Genomic DNA, 14749 nt, shown 5'->3' with positions numbered 1-14749 from the left:
CAGTCTGGTCACCCGCTCGAGGAGCCGCCTCGGCAGTGCCCCGGCTCTCGACCCCGGCGTGCCTGGTCGCGCGGACACGAGGTTCGGGCCGGGTCGACGCGAGATCCAGGCCGGGTCAGCGCGAGACATGGGCCGGGTCAGCGGCGGGCGGTGGCGGGCGGGGCGCTGAGCGCCTCGTCGCCGGCCAGCAGCACCGGGCGCGAGCCCGGCACGACCGAGACCGCGACGGAGGTGCCCGGCGCGTGCTGCACGTCGTGCTGCTGCCAGGAGCGCACGGTGCTGCCCGAGGCCAGCCGCACGTGGTGCAGCACGAACGCGCCGTGGTACTCCACCCGCTCGACCAGGTGGCGCGATCCCCGGTCGACGCGCAGCGCGACCTCGTGGGGGCGCAGCATCACCTCGACGTCGAGGTCGGTGCGGCCCCAGCCCGGCACCGTCGACACGACGCCGATCTCGCAGGTCAGCAGGGCGTCGTGCACGTGCGCGGGCAGGAAGTCGGCCTCGCCCATGAAGGCAGCGACGAACCGGCTGCTGGGGGACTCGTAGACCTCGCTGGGGGTGCCGACCTGGCGCAGCAGTCCGTCCTTGAGCACCGCCAGCCGGTCGCCGAGGGAGAGCGCCTCGGTCTGGTCGTGGGTGACCACCAGCGCGGCGCTGCCGGTCTCGTGCAGCGCCTCGAGGGTCTGGGTGCGGACCTGGGTGCGCAGGTTGGCGTCGAGGGAGGAGAACGGCTCGTCGAGGAGCACGACGGTCGGCCGGGGCGCGAGCGCCCGGGCCAGCGCGACCCGCTGCTGCTCGCCGCCGGAGAGCTCGTGGGGGTGCCGGTGGCCCAGGTGGCCCAGGCCGACGAGCTCGAGCACCTCGGCGACCCGGCCGGCCCGCTCGGCGCGGGGCAGGGTGTCGAGGCCGAAGGCCACGTTGCGGGCGACGTCGAGGTGGGGGAAGAGCGCGTGGTCCTGGAAGACCATCCCCACCCGGCGGCGCTCGGGCGGCACCCACGTCGAGCCGGCCACCACGCGGCCCCCCACCCGCACCTCGCCGCTGTCGGGCCGCTCCAGGCCCGCGGCCAGGCGCAGCAGCGTCGACTTGCCGCAGCCCGAGGGCCCGATCACGGTCACCACCTCGCCGGCGGTGACGGCCAGGTCGACGCCGCACACCGCGGGGTGCGAGCCGTAGCTCTTGGTCGCCCCGACGAGCTCGAGCGCCGGGGTCCCGTAGCCGACGGTGGTGGCCTGGGTGGCGCCGCCGCTGCGGGTGCTGGTCATTGCTCCATCCTGCCTGGCGTGCCCGACCGGCCCTGGTCGAGGGTCAGGGTGGTGCTGACCTGGCCGGGTGCCGGCGGCAGCGAGCCCGACAGGGCCGAGGGCGCCGCGGCGCCACCGGGCGCGGCCGCGTCGGGCCGGCGGGTGCCGGTGGCCCGGAAGGTCAGCACGACCGGCACCACGGCCACGGCGACGATGAGCAGCGCCGGCAGCGCGGCGCGCTCCCAGAAGTTCTCCGAGGCCAGCTCGTAGACCCACACCGAGAGGGTCGTGAAGCCGAAGGGGCGCAGCATCAGCACCAGCGGCAGCTCCTTGACCGCGTCGATGAGCACCAGCGTCGCCGCCACCGCCACCCCGGGGCGGGCCAGCGGCAGGTGCACCTGGCGCAGCAGCCGGCCCGGGCCGGCGCCGAGGGTCATCGCGGAGGCGCTGATGCTGGGGGAGACGCGCGAGAAGCTCGCCTCGACCGCCTGGTACGCCGGCGCGGTGAACCGCACGACGTAGGCGACCAGGATGCCGAGGACCGAGCCGGTCGCCAGCAGCCCGGTGCCGCCCTCGACCCCCAGCGCGACCAGGGCCCGGTCGGCGCCGGCGAAGACGGCCAGCACGCCGATGCCGACGACCGCGCCGGGCACGGCGTACCCGAAGGTCGTGACCTGGGCGGCGCCGCGCACCAGCGGCCCGCCGCCCAGGCGCAGCGAGTGCGAGATCGTCAGCGAAACCAGCACGCACACCACGGCGGCGATCGCGGCCACCACCAGCGAGCTGGTCAGGTTGTCGACGAAGCGCTCGTCGACGACGGCGCCGGCGTCGTCGCGCAGCGCCGAGACCGCCCAGGTGAGCAGCCGCAGCACCGGCAGCGCGAAGGCCGCGCCCACCACGCCGAGCCCGGCGGCGGTGGCCGCGGCGGCGCGCCAGCCGGTGAGGCGACGCCGCTCGAGGCCGCGCCCGCGCCCGCCCTTCTGGTGGTAGCGCGCCCGGCCGCGCAGCGCCCGCTCGGCGGCCAGCACGGCCACGGCGAAGACCAGCACCAGCACCGCCAGCGAGATGGCCGAGCCGACGTCGTAGGTGCCCTTCCAGGTCAGGTAGACCCCCACCGAGACGGTGCGCACGTTGAAGTACTGCACCGTCGCGAAGTCGGTGAGGACCTCCATCGTCACCAGCGCCAGGCCCGCGGCGAGCGAGGGCCGCGCCAGCGGGAGCAGCACGGTGCGGAACGCCCGGGCGCGCGAGGCGCCCAGCGTGCGCGCGGCGTCGTACGCCGTCGGGGCGAGCTCGAGGAACGCCGCCCGGGTCAGCAGGTAGACGTAGGGGTAGAGCGTGAGCACCAGCACGACGACCGCGCCGCCGAGCGAGCGCACCGGCAGTGCGCCGAGGTCGTCGCCGAGCACCGAGCGCAGCGCGCCCTGGACGGGCCCGGCGTAGTCGAAGGTGGAGAGGAAGACGAAGCCCAGGATGTAGGCCGGCATCGCCAGCGGCAGCACCAGCAGCCAGCTCAGCACCCAGCGCAGCGGGAACTCGTAGGCGGTGACCAGCCACGCCAGCCCGGTGCCGAGCACCGCGGTGCCCGCGGCGACCAGCAGCAGCAGCGCCAGGGTGGTGGCCACCATCTCCGCGACCCCGCCGGGCATCCGCAGCCCGCCCTGGCCCAGGGCGTAGGCGGCGACGGCCAGCACCGGGCTGGCCACCACCAGCGCGATCAGCACGACCGCCAGCGACCACCCGGGTCGCCCCGCGCCCCGGGCGGTGCTGCTCACCTCAGCGGTACCCGGCCTCGTCGAGCAGCTCGACGGCCTCGGAGTTCAGCGACCCGTAGGCGCGGGCGTCGACGGGCATCCGGTCGAACTCGCCGAAGGACGCCGCGAGCGGCTCGGGGTCGACCTCGGGGTTGACGGGCAGCTCGTGGTTGGCGTCGACGAAGGCGCTCTGGCCGTCGGTGGCCAGCCACTCGAGGAGCTGCTGGGCCTCCTCGGGGGCCTCGGTGCCCGCGACCAGCCCGGCGCCGGAGATGTTGACGTGGGTGCCGTCGCCGTCCTGGCTGGCCCAGTAGAGCTCGACGTCGAAGTCGGGGTCCTCCTCGAGCATCCGCGCCAGGTAGTAGTGGTTGCTGATCCCGATGTCGCACCCGCCGGCGTCGATGGCCTCGAGCAGCTCGACGTCGTTGCTCATGATCTGCACGTCGTTGGCGACCCAGCCCTGGACGATCGCGAGGGCCTCGTCGCGCCCGTGCAGGTCGATCAGGCTGGCCACCAGGCTCTGGGTGTACGACGCCGTCTCGTCGCGCATGCAGACCCGCCCGGCCCACTGCGGGTCGCCGAGGGCGGCGTAGGTGTCGACGGCGTCGAGGTCGCCCGGGTCGACGCTCTCGGGGTCGTAGACGACCGTGCGGGCGCGCATCGCCAGGCCGTACCACTGCCCGTCGGGGTCGCGCAGGTCCTCCGGCACCGCCTGGTCGAGCACGCTCGAGTCGATCGGCTCGAGCACGTCCTGCTCGGCGGCGTTCCACAGCATCCCGGCGTCGACGGTCATGAACACGTCGGCGGGGGTGGAGTCGCCCTCGGCCTTGAGCCGCTCGAGCAGCTCGGCGTCGTCACCGGAGAGGAACTCGACGCTGATGCCGGTCTCGTCGGTGAAGTCGGCGAAGGCCTCCTCGAGGTCGTAGTGGCGCGCGGTGTAGATCTGCAGGTCCGCGTCGTCGCCGCCGCCCAGCGCGGAGCAGCCGGTGAGGGCGAGGACCGCCGACGTGGCCGCGGCGGTGAGGGCGGGGCGGGCGCTGCGCTTCACTCGATGTCTCCTGGAGCGGGCGGGGAAGGCCGCGGACGGACGTCCGGGTGTTGGTGAGGCTAACCTTCCCACCCTGAGCCCGCCGATTCCAGGCCGGTTGACGAGACCCCGGACGCACCGCGGGCGGGGGCGTCCTCCCGGACCGTGTGGGTCCGACGCCCCCGCCCGTGCGGGTCGTGCTGGTCGTGCTTGTGGTGCTGGCTCAGCCCGCCATCGACGCCTCGACCTCGACGGCCTCGGACGCCTCGGCGCTCTCCTGGACGGCGAGGTTGTTGGCCATGCCCCAGGCGACGGCCTGGGTGCGGCGCTCGACGTCGATCTTGCGGTAGGCCTGGCGGATGTAGGTCTTGATCGAGTTGATGCTCAGGTTGAGCTTCTCGACGATCTCGCCGTTGGTCATGCCGGCGGTGATCAGGGTCAGGATCTCCAGCTCGCGCGGGGTCAGGCGGCTGCCGGCGGGCGCCTCGGGGCGCAGCGGGGCGGGGGCCGGGGCCTCCACGACCGGCGCCTTCTCCGGGGCCGGGGCCTCCGGGACGCGACGGCCGGAGACCAGGTCCTCGAGGGCCACGACGAGCTGCGCGGCGGTCAGCGTCTTGGGCAGGTACATGTTGGCCGTCGACGTCGGCAGCTGGTCGCCGGTGGCCCAGCTGAACACCACCGGGTGGGCGTCGGCCGAGCGCTGCAGGTCGCGCAGCATCGCGGCACCGAAGGCGGACTGGCCGACGGGCTCGTAGAGCACCACGTCGAGGTCCTCGGGGTGCGCCAGGGCCTGGCGCATGTCCACCAGGCGCACCCGGTCGGCGTACGGCGTCAGCAGCGTCTGCAGGCCGGCCACGGCCAGGTCGTGGTCGTCGACCATCGTGACGGTCAGCGGGGCGGCGTTCTCGTGCGTCATTCTCAACACCTCTGGGTTCGGCTGTGACGGATGAGCTGTGTCTGGGGCGGCGCCGCGACGTCGTGCGCCGGACTGCCTACACATCAGTGATGTCCGCTTGGTGCAGAGTTCAACCGTCTTCGCCGGTCTTTTCACCCGTCCGGGTGGGCGGAGGTTTGAAGCCGGCGTGCATGGGCACGTTGCCGCCTCAGGGCCGCGCGTCGTCCTCGGTGCCCTCCCGGGCCGCTCGGCGGCCGGTGCCGACCAGCGAGCGGGCAGCGGTGACGGGGTCGCCCTCGAGCACCTCGGCGCCCCACCGCAGCGCGGCTCCCTCGTCGGCGGCGGCGCCCGCGATCACCACGCGCGTGGCCCCGGAGAGCCGCTCGACGCTCGCGCGGTCGGCGTCGGCCACGTCGAAGGCGCCGGGACCGGTGCCGGCCAGGACGAGCAGGTCGGGCGCGATGACCCCGACGGCGACCTCGAGGGAGGCCACGGGGGTGCGCGGGCCCAGGAACCGGGTGCGCCAGCCGGCGCGCAGCAGCACCACCTCGAATGCCTTGAGGGCGATGTCGTGCTGCTCGCGGGGCGGGCAGGCCAGCAGCGCCAGCGGGCCGCTGCGCGAGCCCGGCGCGATCGAGAGCGCCGCGAGCCTGGCCCTGACCAGGTCGCTGGCGAAGTGCTCGTCGGCCACGTCGAAGTCGCCACGGGCCCACCCGTCGCCCACGCCGGCCAGGAAGGGCAGCAGCACGTCCTTGATGGCCGTCTCGGCCGACACGTCGGCGAGCACGCGGTCGAGCGCGGCGTGCATCGAGCTGACGTCGTAGGCGACCATCGCCGCGCGCAGCTCGTCGAGGGTGCGGGAGACGTCGAGGGCGCCGCTGGTGGCGTAGCGCGGGGCGGGCGCCCCGGGCAGCAGGCTGCCGGAGCGCTCGGCGGCCAGCACCTCGGCGGCGGCCTGGCCGGCGGGCACGCCGCGGCGCCGGGCGTCCTGCATGGCGCGGGCGCGGCGCTCGTCCTCGGGGCCGTAGAGGCGGTAGCCGGCGTCGCTGCGGGTGGGGCTCAGCAGCCCATAGCGCAGCTCCCAGGCGCGCAGCAGTGTCTCGGAGACGCCGACGCGCGAGGCCAGCACGCCGATGCGCCAGCGCTGTGCGGGTCGGGAGGCCATGGTGCCCCGGAGTTTAGACGAACCCTGCACGGCGTGCGGGGGCTCGTCAGCATCTCCCGGAGGGTGCCGCGCGGCGTCCGCGAGGGCTCAGACGGCCTCGGCGAGCGCGCCCCGCATCTGGGTGAGCACCCGCTGCAGCAGGCGCGAGACCTGGATCTGCGAGAGGCCCAGCCGCTCGGCGATCTCGCGCTGCGAGAGCTCCTCGACGAAGCGCCAGCGCAGGATCCGCTGCTCGCGCTCGCCCAACGACGCGACGAGCGGGCGCACCAGCAGCCGCGCCTCGGCCTGCTCCTGCGAGCGGTCGGCCACGTCGGCGACGTCGGGGGTGGGGCCCTCCCCGTCGCCCGAGCCCGGGCCGCCCGAGCCGATGGGCTGGTCGAGGGAGAGCAGCGAGAAGCAGGTGCGGGCCGACAGCGCCTCGCGCACCACCTCGACCGGCTCCTCGACCTGGGAGGCGAGGTCGTTGAGCGCGCCGGTGTCGTAGCGGTCGAGGCTGGCGCCGGTGCGCACCAGGCGCGTGTGGGCGCGCTGCACGTCGCGCGGCGGCCGGATGGTCCAGCCGTGGTCGCGGAAGTGCCGGCGGATGTCGCCCTCGATGGTCGGCACGGCGTAGGCCAGCAGGTCGCGCTCGTGCGCGGCGTCGTAGCGGCGCACGGCCCGCACCAGCGCCAGGTACGCGATCTGGGTGAGGTCCTCGACCGGCACGCCGCGCCGGGCGTAGCGCCGCGCCACCGCCTCGGCGACGCGCATGTTCACCCGCACGACCTCGTCGTGGCAGGCGCGCCGCTCGGCCTCGTCGGTGGTGGCCGCGGCGCGGGCCAGCAGGCTCGTGGTGGCCGCGGCGCGCTCGGCGTCGGAGGCGCGGAAGGTGGTGCGTCGCTCGGCGAGGGTGCTGGTCATGTCCTGCTGCCTTCCGTGTCCTGCTCGATGTGCTGCTCGGTGTCCTGCGGGGGAGGTCCGCTGACCTGAACAAGAATCTACACAACATTGCACAAACCTTCTACAACCTCACCCCTTCGGGCGCGTGCGCGATGATGCGCGGCGTGGAGGACTTCCCCCAGGACCCGGCCCCGGCCGCGGCAGACCGGTCCGTACGCCGCTCCCGCGCGCGGCGTACGCCGTTCGGCTCGTGGCTGCTCGGCACCGAGACGCAGTCGACGCGCCGGCTGCGGGTGCGGGTGCAGGTGCTCCTGACCCTGGCGCTGACGCTCACCCACGGCATCGGCGCCGGTGTCGTGCTGCTGCTCTCGCTCTTCGTGGTCACCGCCCCGGCGCCGGAGGGCGCGACCTGGCTGGCCCTGGCGGTCGCGGTGCCGGTCTACGTCGGTGTCGCGCTCGTGGTCGGCACCGCCTGGGGCACCCGGGTCGCGCTGCGCAGCCTGCGGTGGGCCCTCGGCGGCGCCGACCCGACCCCGCGGGAGCGGCGCCGGGTGCTGCGGGTGCCGCTGCGGCTCACCGTGCTGGCCGGTGTGCTCTGGCTGGTCGCCGACGCGCTCTTCGTCGCCCTGGCGCTGTGGCTGCAGCCCGAGCGCGCGCTCAGCACCGGGCTGACGGTGGCCATCGGCGGCGTCGTCGCCTGCGCGGTCGCCTACCTGTTCTCCGAGTTCGCGCTGCGCCCGGTCGCGGCCCGGGCCCTGGCCGGCGGCACCGCCAGGGAGGACGGGCGGCGCCCTCGCGGCCTGGGCGTCGGTGGGCGGATGCTGATGTTCTGGCTGCTCGGCACCGCGGCCCCGGTCGTCGGGCTGTCGCTGGCGGCGCTGCTGGTGCTGGTCGGCGACTCCGTGAGCACCCGCCGCCTGGCCGTCGAGGTGCTGGTGCTCGGGGGAGTGGTGCTGGTGGTCGGGCTCCTGGTCACCGTGCTCAACGCCCGGTCGGTCGTGGCGCCCCTGACCTCGGTCCGCCTGGCGCTGCTGGAGGTCGAGCGCGGCGACCTCGACCAGCGGGTCGCGGTCTACGACGCCACCGAGCTCGGCGAGCTGCAGGCCGGGTTCAACCGGATGGCCGAGGGCCTGCGCGAGCGCGAGCACCTGCGCGACGTGTTCGGTCGCCACGTGGGCCGGGAGGTCGCCCGGGCCGCGAGCGGCGGCGAGGTGCGGCTGGGCGGCGAGACCCGCGAGGTCAGCGTGGTCTTCGTCGACCTCGTGGGCTCGACGGCGATGGCCGCCGAGCGCGAGCCGGCCGAGGTGGTCGCGGTCCTCAACGCGTTCTTCGAGGTGGTCGTCGACGAGGTCGACCGGGCCGGCGGCCTGGTCAACAAGTTCATCGGCGACGCGGTCCTCGCGGTCTTCGGCGCTCCGGTCGACCAGCCGGGCCACGCCGCCGCGGCGCTGGCGGCCGCGCGCCGCATCGACGAGCGGCTGCGCGCCGAGCGGCCCGACGTCGCCGCCGGCATCGGCGTGTGCACCGGTCCGACCGTGGCCGGCAACGTCGGCACGCGCAGCCGCCTCGAGTACACGGTGATCGGCGACGCGGTCAACGCCGCGGCCCGGCTCACCGAGCTCGCCAAGGCCGAGCGGCCGCGGGTGCTCAGCACCCGCGAGACGGTGCAGGCCGCCGAGCGGGCCGGGGCGGGCGACGAGGCCGGCCGGTGGGAGGACGCCGGGTCGACCGTGCTGCGCGGGCGTCCCACGGCCACCGCGCTGGTGCGGCCACGGTCCGACGAGGGCTGAACCGCGCCCACAGGGGGGCTGGGCGGGGCTGAGCGGGGGCTGTGAAGCCGGTCACGACGGGGGGTCGTGATTGCCGCTCGCGCGTGCCGGGGCCGGACACTCGGAGCCGTGCACACCCCCCTGCCCGCCTCCGCCGCACCCGTCGTCGCCGGTGCCGGCACCTCCCGGGTCCTGTGGATCGACGTGGCCAAGGGGCTGTCCATCCTGCTGGTGGTGCTGCACCACGCGGTCGTCAAGAACCTCGGCCTCGACGCCCCCGAGCCGCTGGCCGCGGTGGCGGCCGGCTGGGGCGCGGTGACCAGCGCCCTCAAGCCGGTGCGGATGCCGCTGTTCTTCGTGCTCAGCGGCTACGTGGCCGCCCGCGCCGTGCACCGGCCCTGGGCGCAGGTGCGCCGCCGCGCGCTGGCGCCGTACTACACCTACGTCGTGTGGCTGCTGCTGCTCGGCGCGTTCTTCTCGGTCGAGCGGCTGCTGCCGATGAACCGCACCCAGGACCTCGGTGAGCTGGCCGAGGACCTGGTCTGGGCCTCGACCGGCGTGTGGTTCCTCTACGCGCTGGCGCTCTACTTCGTGCTGGCCAAGCTGCTGGCCGGGCTGCCCGCCGGCTGGGTGCTCGGCGGCGCGGCCCTGGTCTCGGCGCTCTCCTCCCAGCTGGGCATCGAGCAGTGGAACCGCTTCTCCGTGCTCTTCCACTTCACCTACTTCGCCCTGGGCGCGCTGGCGCCTCGGGTGGTGCGCCGCCTGGCCGAGGGACCGCGCGGGCGGTGGGGCGGGCTGTTGCCGGTGGCGGCGGCGTACGTCGCGCTCGCGGTGCTGCTGGCGCGGCTGCCCCTGCCGATCAGCGTGCACCTGCTGGTGGCCAGCGTCGTCGGCGTGCCGCTGGGCCTGCGGGTCGCCGCGGTGCTGGCGCGCAGCGGACCGCCGGCGCGGCTGCTGGGCTGGGTCGGTCGCCGCACGCTGCCGATCTACGTGCTGCACACGGTGGTGCTGGCCAGCCTGCTGCACCTGCCGCCGCTGGTCGACCTCGAGGAGGGCTCGGTCGTGCGCGGCGTGCTGCACCCGCTGGTGGTCACCGCGGTCGCGGTGCTGGTCTCGCTGGCCGCGCACTGGGTGCTGCTGCGCCTCGGGGCGACCTGGCTGTTCACGATGCCGGGGCGGCCCGCGCGGGCGCGTCGTCAGGCGCCGCGGCGCTCCACCGAGGTGCGCGCGTCGAGCAGCGAGGGCCCGTACCAGGTCAGCAGCCGCCCGTCGACGAGCTCGCAGGGCGAGCGCAGCGCCTCGGGCCCGTCGGTGGCCGTGAACTCGTAGGGCTCGTCGGGCAGCAGCACGGCGTCGGCGCCGAGGGCGTCGATCTGCGCCACGTCGAGCGACGGGTAGCGGCCCTCGGCGGCGTCACCGGTGTCCGGCAGCGTCTGCCACCCCAGCCGGCGGCACAGGTCGCTGGTGAAGGTGGCCGGGCCGACGACCATCCACGGGTCGCGCCAGATCGGCACCACCACCCGCCTGGTCACCTCGGGCAGCGGCCCGCACCACAGCTCGCGGGCCCGGGCCAGCCAGTCGGGACGCTGCCAGCCGATGCCGTCGAGCAGCCGCTCCATCGACGCCACGGCGCCGGGCACGGTCTCGATGTCGGTGACCCAGACCCGTACCCCAGAGTCCCGCAGCCGGCGCACGTCGAGCTCGCGGTTCTCCTCCTTGTTCGCCACCACCACGTCGGGCTCCAGCGCCCGGACCGCGGCGAGGTCGGGGTTCTTGGTGCCCCGCACCCGCGTGGTCTCGAGGTCGGTGGGCCGGATGCACCAGTCGGTCGCCCCCACCACCGCCGAGCGCTCGACCGAGACCAGCGCCTCGGTCAGCGACGGCACCAGCGAGACCACCCGCCGCGCCGGGCGCGGGCCGTCGTACGTCGTCCCCAGGTCGTCCATGTGCCCCACCCTCCCCGACCCGTCCCAAATCTCCCGCCGACCCGGCCCAGATCTCACCCTGACCCGTCCCAATTCTCCCGCCGACCCGTCCCAGATCTCACCCTGACCCGGCCTGAATCTCCCACCGACCCGGCCCGAACCGGCCGGCCGAAGGTTCGGGCCGACTCGACGCGAAGTATGGGCCGGGTCAGGGTGAAGTTTGGGCCGTCTCGGCGGGAAGTATGGGCCGGGTCAGACGTTGCGGCGGTAGGCCCCGCCGACCTCGAAGAAGGCCTCGGTGACCTGGCCCAGCGAGCAGACGCGGGCGGCGTCCATCAGGACCGCGAAGACGTTCTCGCCGGAGGTGGCCGCTGCCTTGAGGCGGGCCAGCGCCTCGGCGGCCTCGGCCTCGTGGGCGCGCTGGAACTCGTGCACCCGGCGCAGCTGCGACTCCTTCTCCTCGTCGGTGGCGCGGGCCAGCTCGACGTGCTGGGGAGTGGCGTCGTCGCCGACCTCCTTGAGGAAGGTGTTGACGCCCACGATCGGCAGCGAGCCGTCGTGCTTGCGGTGCTCGTAGAGCATCGACTCGTCCTGGATGCGCCCGCGCTGGTAGCCGGTCTCCATCGCGCCGAGCACGCCGCCGCGCTCGTTGATGCGGTCGAACTCGGCGAGCACGGCCTCCTCGACGAGGTCGGTGAGCTGGTCGATGATGAACGAGCCCTGCAGCGGGTTCTCGTTCATCGCCAGGCCCCACTCGCGGTTGATGATGAGCTGGATGGCCAGCGCGCGGCGCACCGACTCCTCGCCCGGCGTCGTGACCGCCTCGTCGTAGGCGTTGGTGTGCAGCGAGTTGGCGTTGTCGTAGATCGCGATCAGCGCCTGCAGCGTGGTGCGGATGTCGTTGAAGTCCATCTCCTGCGCGTGCAGGGAGCGACCGCTCGTCTGCACGTGGTACTTCAGCTTCTGCGAGCGCTCGCTGGCGCCGTACCTGTCGCGCATCGCCACCGCCCAGATCCGGCGCGCGACGCGGCCGATGACGGAGTACTCGGGATCCATGCCGTTGGAGAAGAAGAACGACAGGTTGGGCGCGAAGTCGTCGATGTCCATGCCCCGCGCGAGGTAGGCCTCGACGTAGGTGAAGCCGTTGGCCAGGGTGAAGGCGAGCTGGCTGATGGGGTTCGCCCCGGCCTCGGCGATGTGGTAGCCGGAGATGGAGACCGAGTAGAAGTTGCGCACCTGCTTCTGGATGAACCACTCCTGGATGTCGGCCATCATCCGCAGCGAGAACTCGGTGGAGAACAGGCAGGTGTTCTGGCCCTGGTCCTCCTTGAGGATGTCGGCCTGCACCGTGCCGCGCACGCTGGCCACGGCGTGGGCGGCGAGCATCGCGGTCTCGTCGGCGTCGGGCTCGCGGCCCTCGCGCTCGCGGAAGGCGTCGACCTGCTGGTCGATGACGGTGTTGAGGAAGAAGGCCAGCACCGTGGGCGCCGGGCCGTTGATGGTCATCGAGACCGAGGTGCTCGGCGCGACGAGGTCGAAGCCGTCGTAGAGCACCTTCATGTCGTCGAGCGTGGCCACCGAGACGCCGGAGGTGCCGACCTTGCCGTAGATGTCGGGGCGCTCGTCGGGGTCGCGGCCGTAGAGGGTCACGGAGTCGAAGGCGGTCGAGAGCCGCTTGGCGTCGCCGTCGGCCGAGAGGATCTTGAAGCGGCGGTTGGTGCGCGCGGGGTCGCCCTCGCCGGCGAACATCCGCGCCGGGTCCTCACCGTCGCGCTTGAACTTGAAGACGCCGGCGGTGAAGGGGAAGAGCCCGGGCAGGTTCTCGCGGCGCCAGAAGCGCACCAGCTCGCCGGCGTCGTCGTACGACGGCAGCGCGACGCGGGGGATCTTGTTGCCGCTGAGCGACTCGCGGGTCAGCGCGGTGTGGATCTCCTTGTCGCGCACCACCACGACCTGCTCGTCGCCGGAGTAGGACTCCACGACCGAGGGCCAGGCCTCGAGCTGCTCGGCGACCTCGGGGTCGAGCTGGCGCCGGGCCTTCTCGAGCAGGGCCGGCACGTCGCCGGCGTCGTGGTCCTCGAGCTCGGCGGTGACGGCCTCGAGGCGCTGGACCCGGCGGGCCGCCTCGACGAGCTGCTCGGTGCGCTGGTGGTAGCCGCGGACGGTCTCGGTGATCTCGGCCAGGTAGCGCACGCGCTCCTGGGGCACCACGGCGCGGATGCCGGAGGAGTGCTTGACCTCGACGGGGGCCAGGGTGCCCTCCTGGGCGGGCAGGCCCTTCTCGGCCAGGATGCCGCGCAGGTGCTGGTAGAGCGCGGTGACGCCGTCGTCGTTGAAGGTGGCGGCGCTGGTGCCGAAGACCGGCATCTGGTCGGGCTGCTGGCCGAACGCCTCGCGGTTGCGCACCAGCTGGCGCCCGACGTCGCGCAGCGCGTCCTTGGCGCCGCGGCGCTCGAACTTGTTGATGGCCACGGTGTCGGCGAAGTCGAGCATGTCGATCTTCTCGAGCTGGCTGGCGGCGCCGAACTCGGGCGTCATCACGTACATCGCGGTGTCGACGAACGGCACGATCGCGGCGTCGCCCTGGCCGATGCCGGGGGTCTCGACGATGACGAGGTCGAAGCCGGCGGCCTTGGCGACGTCGATGACGTGCGGCAGGTGGTCGGGCAGCTCGTGGGCGCCGCGGGTGGCCAGGGAGCGGAAGAAGACCCGGTCGCCGTCGAGGCTGTTCATCCGGATCCGGTCGCCGAGCAGCGCCCCGCCACCCTTGCGACGGGTCGGGTCGACGGCGATCACGGCCACGCGCAGCTTGTCCTGCTGGTCGACGCGGAAGCGGCGCACCAGCTCGTCGGTGAGCGAGGACTTGCCCGAGCCACCGGTGCCGGTGATGCCCAGCACGGGGGCGTGGCTGCGCGCGGCGGCCTGCTGGATGGTCTCGAGCTCGCCGCCGAGGCGGCCCAGCTCGGCCCCGGTGATGGCGCGGGCCACGGCGAAGCGGTCGCCGCTGAGCACCTGCTCGGCGGTGACCGAGCCGGCCTCCCACAGGTCGTGGTCGCAGTCGGCGACGACGCTGTTGATCATCCCGACCAGGCCCATGCGCTGCCCGTCCTCGGGCGAGAAGATGGTGACCCCGGAGTCGCGCAGGCGCTGGATCTCGTCGCGCACGATCACGCCGCCGCCCCCGCCGACGACCTTGACGTGCCCGGCGCCGCGCTCGCGCAGCGACTCCACGAGGTACTCGAAGTACTCGATGTGCCCGCCCTGGTACGACGACACGGCGACGCCCTGCACGTCCTCCTCGAGCGCGGCGTCGACGACCTCGGCCACGGAGCGGTTGTGCCCGAGGTGGATCACCTCGCAGCCCTGGCTCTGGAAGATCCGCCTCATGATGTTGATCGAGGCGTCGTGGCCGTCGAACAGGCTCGAGGCCGTGACGAGGCGGACGGGGTGGGTGGGCTGGTGCAGGTCGCTCATGCGGGGCTCGCTCCGGGGAAGATAGTTGGACGTCCAACTATCTCAGCATAAGTGATGCCCGTCGCACCCGGAACCCCTACGTGCCGGTAGTCGAGGCGGTCTGCGCGGTCGGGGACGGATCAGTCGACCCGGTCGCCCGCGCTGGCGCGCAGCTCGCCCAGGAGCCTGGTCAGCTCGGCCGTCGACTCCGCCCCGATGCCGGGGGAGCCGAAGACGTCGGTGTTGAGCCCCTCGGTCGCCCGCTCGACGACCTCGCGTCCCGCGTCGGTGATCTCCGCGAGCACCACGCGCCGGTCGCCGTCGCCGCGCACGCGGCGTACGAAGCCCTGGCGCTCGAGGCGGTCGACCGCGCTGGTGACCGAGGCGGGGTGCACCTGCAGCAGCGAGCCCAACCGCATCATCGGCAGCCGCCCGGCCGAGGAAAAGGACAGCAGTCGCAGCACCTCGTAGCGCGCGAAGGTCAGGTCGAGCGGGCGCAGCACCGCCTCGATGCGTCCGCTCAGCAGCTGCTGGACGCGCACCACCGACGTCACCAGCGCCATCCCGTCGGCGGCCTCGGGCCAGCCGTGGGCGACCCACTGGCGGTGGGCCTCGCGGATCGGGTCGCGCTCGCTCAT

The 14749-nt window shown here is 74.0% G+C and carries 10 protein-coding genes and 1 pseudogene; 2 read left to right on the top strand and 9 right to left on the bottom strand.

Translation table 11 applies throughout. The annotated features are described in order from the left end of the window. Positions 1-137 precede the first annotated feature (137 nt). The 6 genes from JOE61_RS08060 to JOE61_RS08035 all read right to left on the bottom strand — a co-directional run bounded on the left by JOE61_RS08060 (position 138) and on the right by JOE61_RS08035 (position 6985). Complete coding sequence (locus JOE61_RS08060) at positions 138-1265, bottom strand: ABC transporter ATP-binding protein (RefSeq protein WP_193669970.1); 1128 nt, start codon at positions 1263-1265, stop codon at positions 138-140. Next, a complete protein-coding gene (locus JOE61_RS08055) occupies positions 1262-3019 on the bottom strand; it encodes an ABC transporter permease (protein ID WP_193669969.1) in 1758 nt (585 codons plus the stop codon). The genes JOE61_RS08060 and JOE61_RS08055 overlap by 4 nt, the downstream gene beginning before the upstream one ends. A gap of 1 nt (position 3020) precedes the next feature. Continuing rightward, positions 3021-4046: an extracellular solute-binding protein gene (locus tag JOE61_RS08050; RefSeq protein ID WP_193669968.1), complete on the bottom strand. Its 1026-nt coding sequence runs from the start codon at positions 4044-4046 to the stop codon at positions 3021-3023. A 202-nt stretch (positions 4047-4248) separates the two neighbouring features. Then, positions 4249-4941, bottom strand: a complete 693-nt coding sequence (locus JOE61_RS08045) for a response regulator transcription factor (RefSeq protein ID WP_193669967.1) — start codon at positions 4939-4941, stop codon at positions 4249-4251. Between the two features lie 187 nt (positions 4942-5128). Continuing rightward, complete coding sequence (locus tag JOE61_RS08040) at positions 5129-6085, bottom strand: MerR family transcriptional regulator (protein ID WP_193669966.1); 957 nt, start codon at positions 6083-6085, stop codon at positions 5129-5131. Positions 6086-6172: 87 nt separating this feature from the next. Continuing rightward, complete coding sequence (locus tag JOE61_RS08035; RefSeq protein ID WP_193669965.1) at positions 6173-6985, bottom strand: sigma-70 family RNA polymerase sigma factor; 813 nt, start codon at positions 6983-6985, stop codon at positions 6173-6175. A gap of 143 nt (positions 6986-7128) precedes the next feature. Between JOE61_RS08035 and JOE61_RS22445 the strand changes: the two genes are divergently transcribed. Next, positions 7129-8754 carry an adenylate/guanylate cyclase domain-containing protein gene (locus tag JOE61_RS22445; protein ID WP_193669964.1) on the top strand — a complete coding sequence of 542 codons (1626 nt, stop codon included), beginning with the start codon at positions 7129-7131 and terminating at the stop codon, positions 8752-8754. A 66-nt stretch (positions 8755-8820) separates the two neighbouring features. Further along, positions 8821-9849 (top strand): annotated as a pseudogene (locus tag JOE61_RS21585) (acyltransferase family protein); the annotation flags it as partial. Positions 9850-9929: 80 nt separating this feature from the next. Here JOE61_RS21585 and JOE61_RS08025 read toward each other — a convergent pair. The 3 genes from JOE61_RS08025 to JOE61_RS08015 all read right to left on the bottom strand — a co-directional run bounded on the left by JOE61_RS08025 (position 9930) and on the right by JOE61_RS08015 (position 14749). Continuing rightward, positions 9930-10679, bottom strand: coding sequence for a helical backbone metal receptor (locus JOE61_RS08025; RefSeq protein WP_193669963.1), 750 nt, complete (start codon positions 10677-10679; stop codon positions 9930-9932). Between the two features lie 231 nt (positions 10680-10910). Next, complete coding sequence (gene icmF, locus JOE61_RS08020) at positions 10911-14132, bottom strand: fused isobutyryl-CoA mutase/GTPase IcmF (protein WP_193669962.1); 3222 nt, start codon at positions 14130-14132, stop codon at positions 10911-10913. Positions 14133-14251: 119 nt separating this feature from the next. Further along, complete coding sequence (locus tag JOE61_RS08015) at positions 14252-14749, bottom strand: MarR family winged helix-turn-helix transcriptional regulator (protein ID WP_193669961.1); 498 nt, start codon at positions 14747-14749, stop codon at positions 14252-14254.

The organism is Nocardioides salarius (assembly GCF_016907435.1).
Classification (GTDB): Bacteria; Actinomycetota; Actinomycetes; order Propionibacteriales; family Nocardioidaceae; genus Nocardioides; species Nocardioides salarius.
The sequence above is the reverse complement of the archived record's forward strand: the minus strand, read 5'-3'. Positions and strand labels throughout refer to the sequence as shown.

Bases quoted from the DNA above. Each gene is read 5' to 3' on its own strand.
- JOE61_RS08060 (WP_193669970.1), bottom strand. From the start codon at position 1,265: ATGACCAGCACCCGCAGCGGCGGCGCCACCCAGGCCACCACCGTCGGC.
- JOE61_RS08045 (WP_193669967.1), bottom strand. From the start codon at position 4,941: ATGACGCACGAGAACGCCGCCCCGCTGACCGTCACGATGGTCGACGAC.
- JOE61_RS08040 (WP_193669966.1), bottom strand. From the start codon at position 6,085: ATGGCCTCCCGACCCGCACAGCGCTGGCGCATCGGCGTGCTGGCCTCG.
- JOE61_RS08035 (WP_193669965.1), bottom strand. From the start codon at position 6,985: ATGACCAGCACCCTCGCCGAGCGACGCACCACCTTCCGCGCCTCCGAC.
- JOE61_RS08025 (WP_193669963.1), bottom strand. From the start codon at position 10,679: ATGGACGACCTGGGGACGACGTACGACGGCCCGCGCCCGGCGCGGCGG.
- icmF (WP_193669962.1), bottom strand. From the start codon at position 14,132: ATGAGCGACCTGCACCAGCCCACCCACCCCGTCCGCCTCGTCACGGCC.
- JOE61_RS08015 (WP_193669961.1), bottom strand. From the start codon at position 14,749: ATGAGCGAGCGCGACCCGATCCGCGAGGCCCACCGCCAGTGGGTCGCC.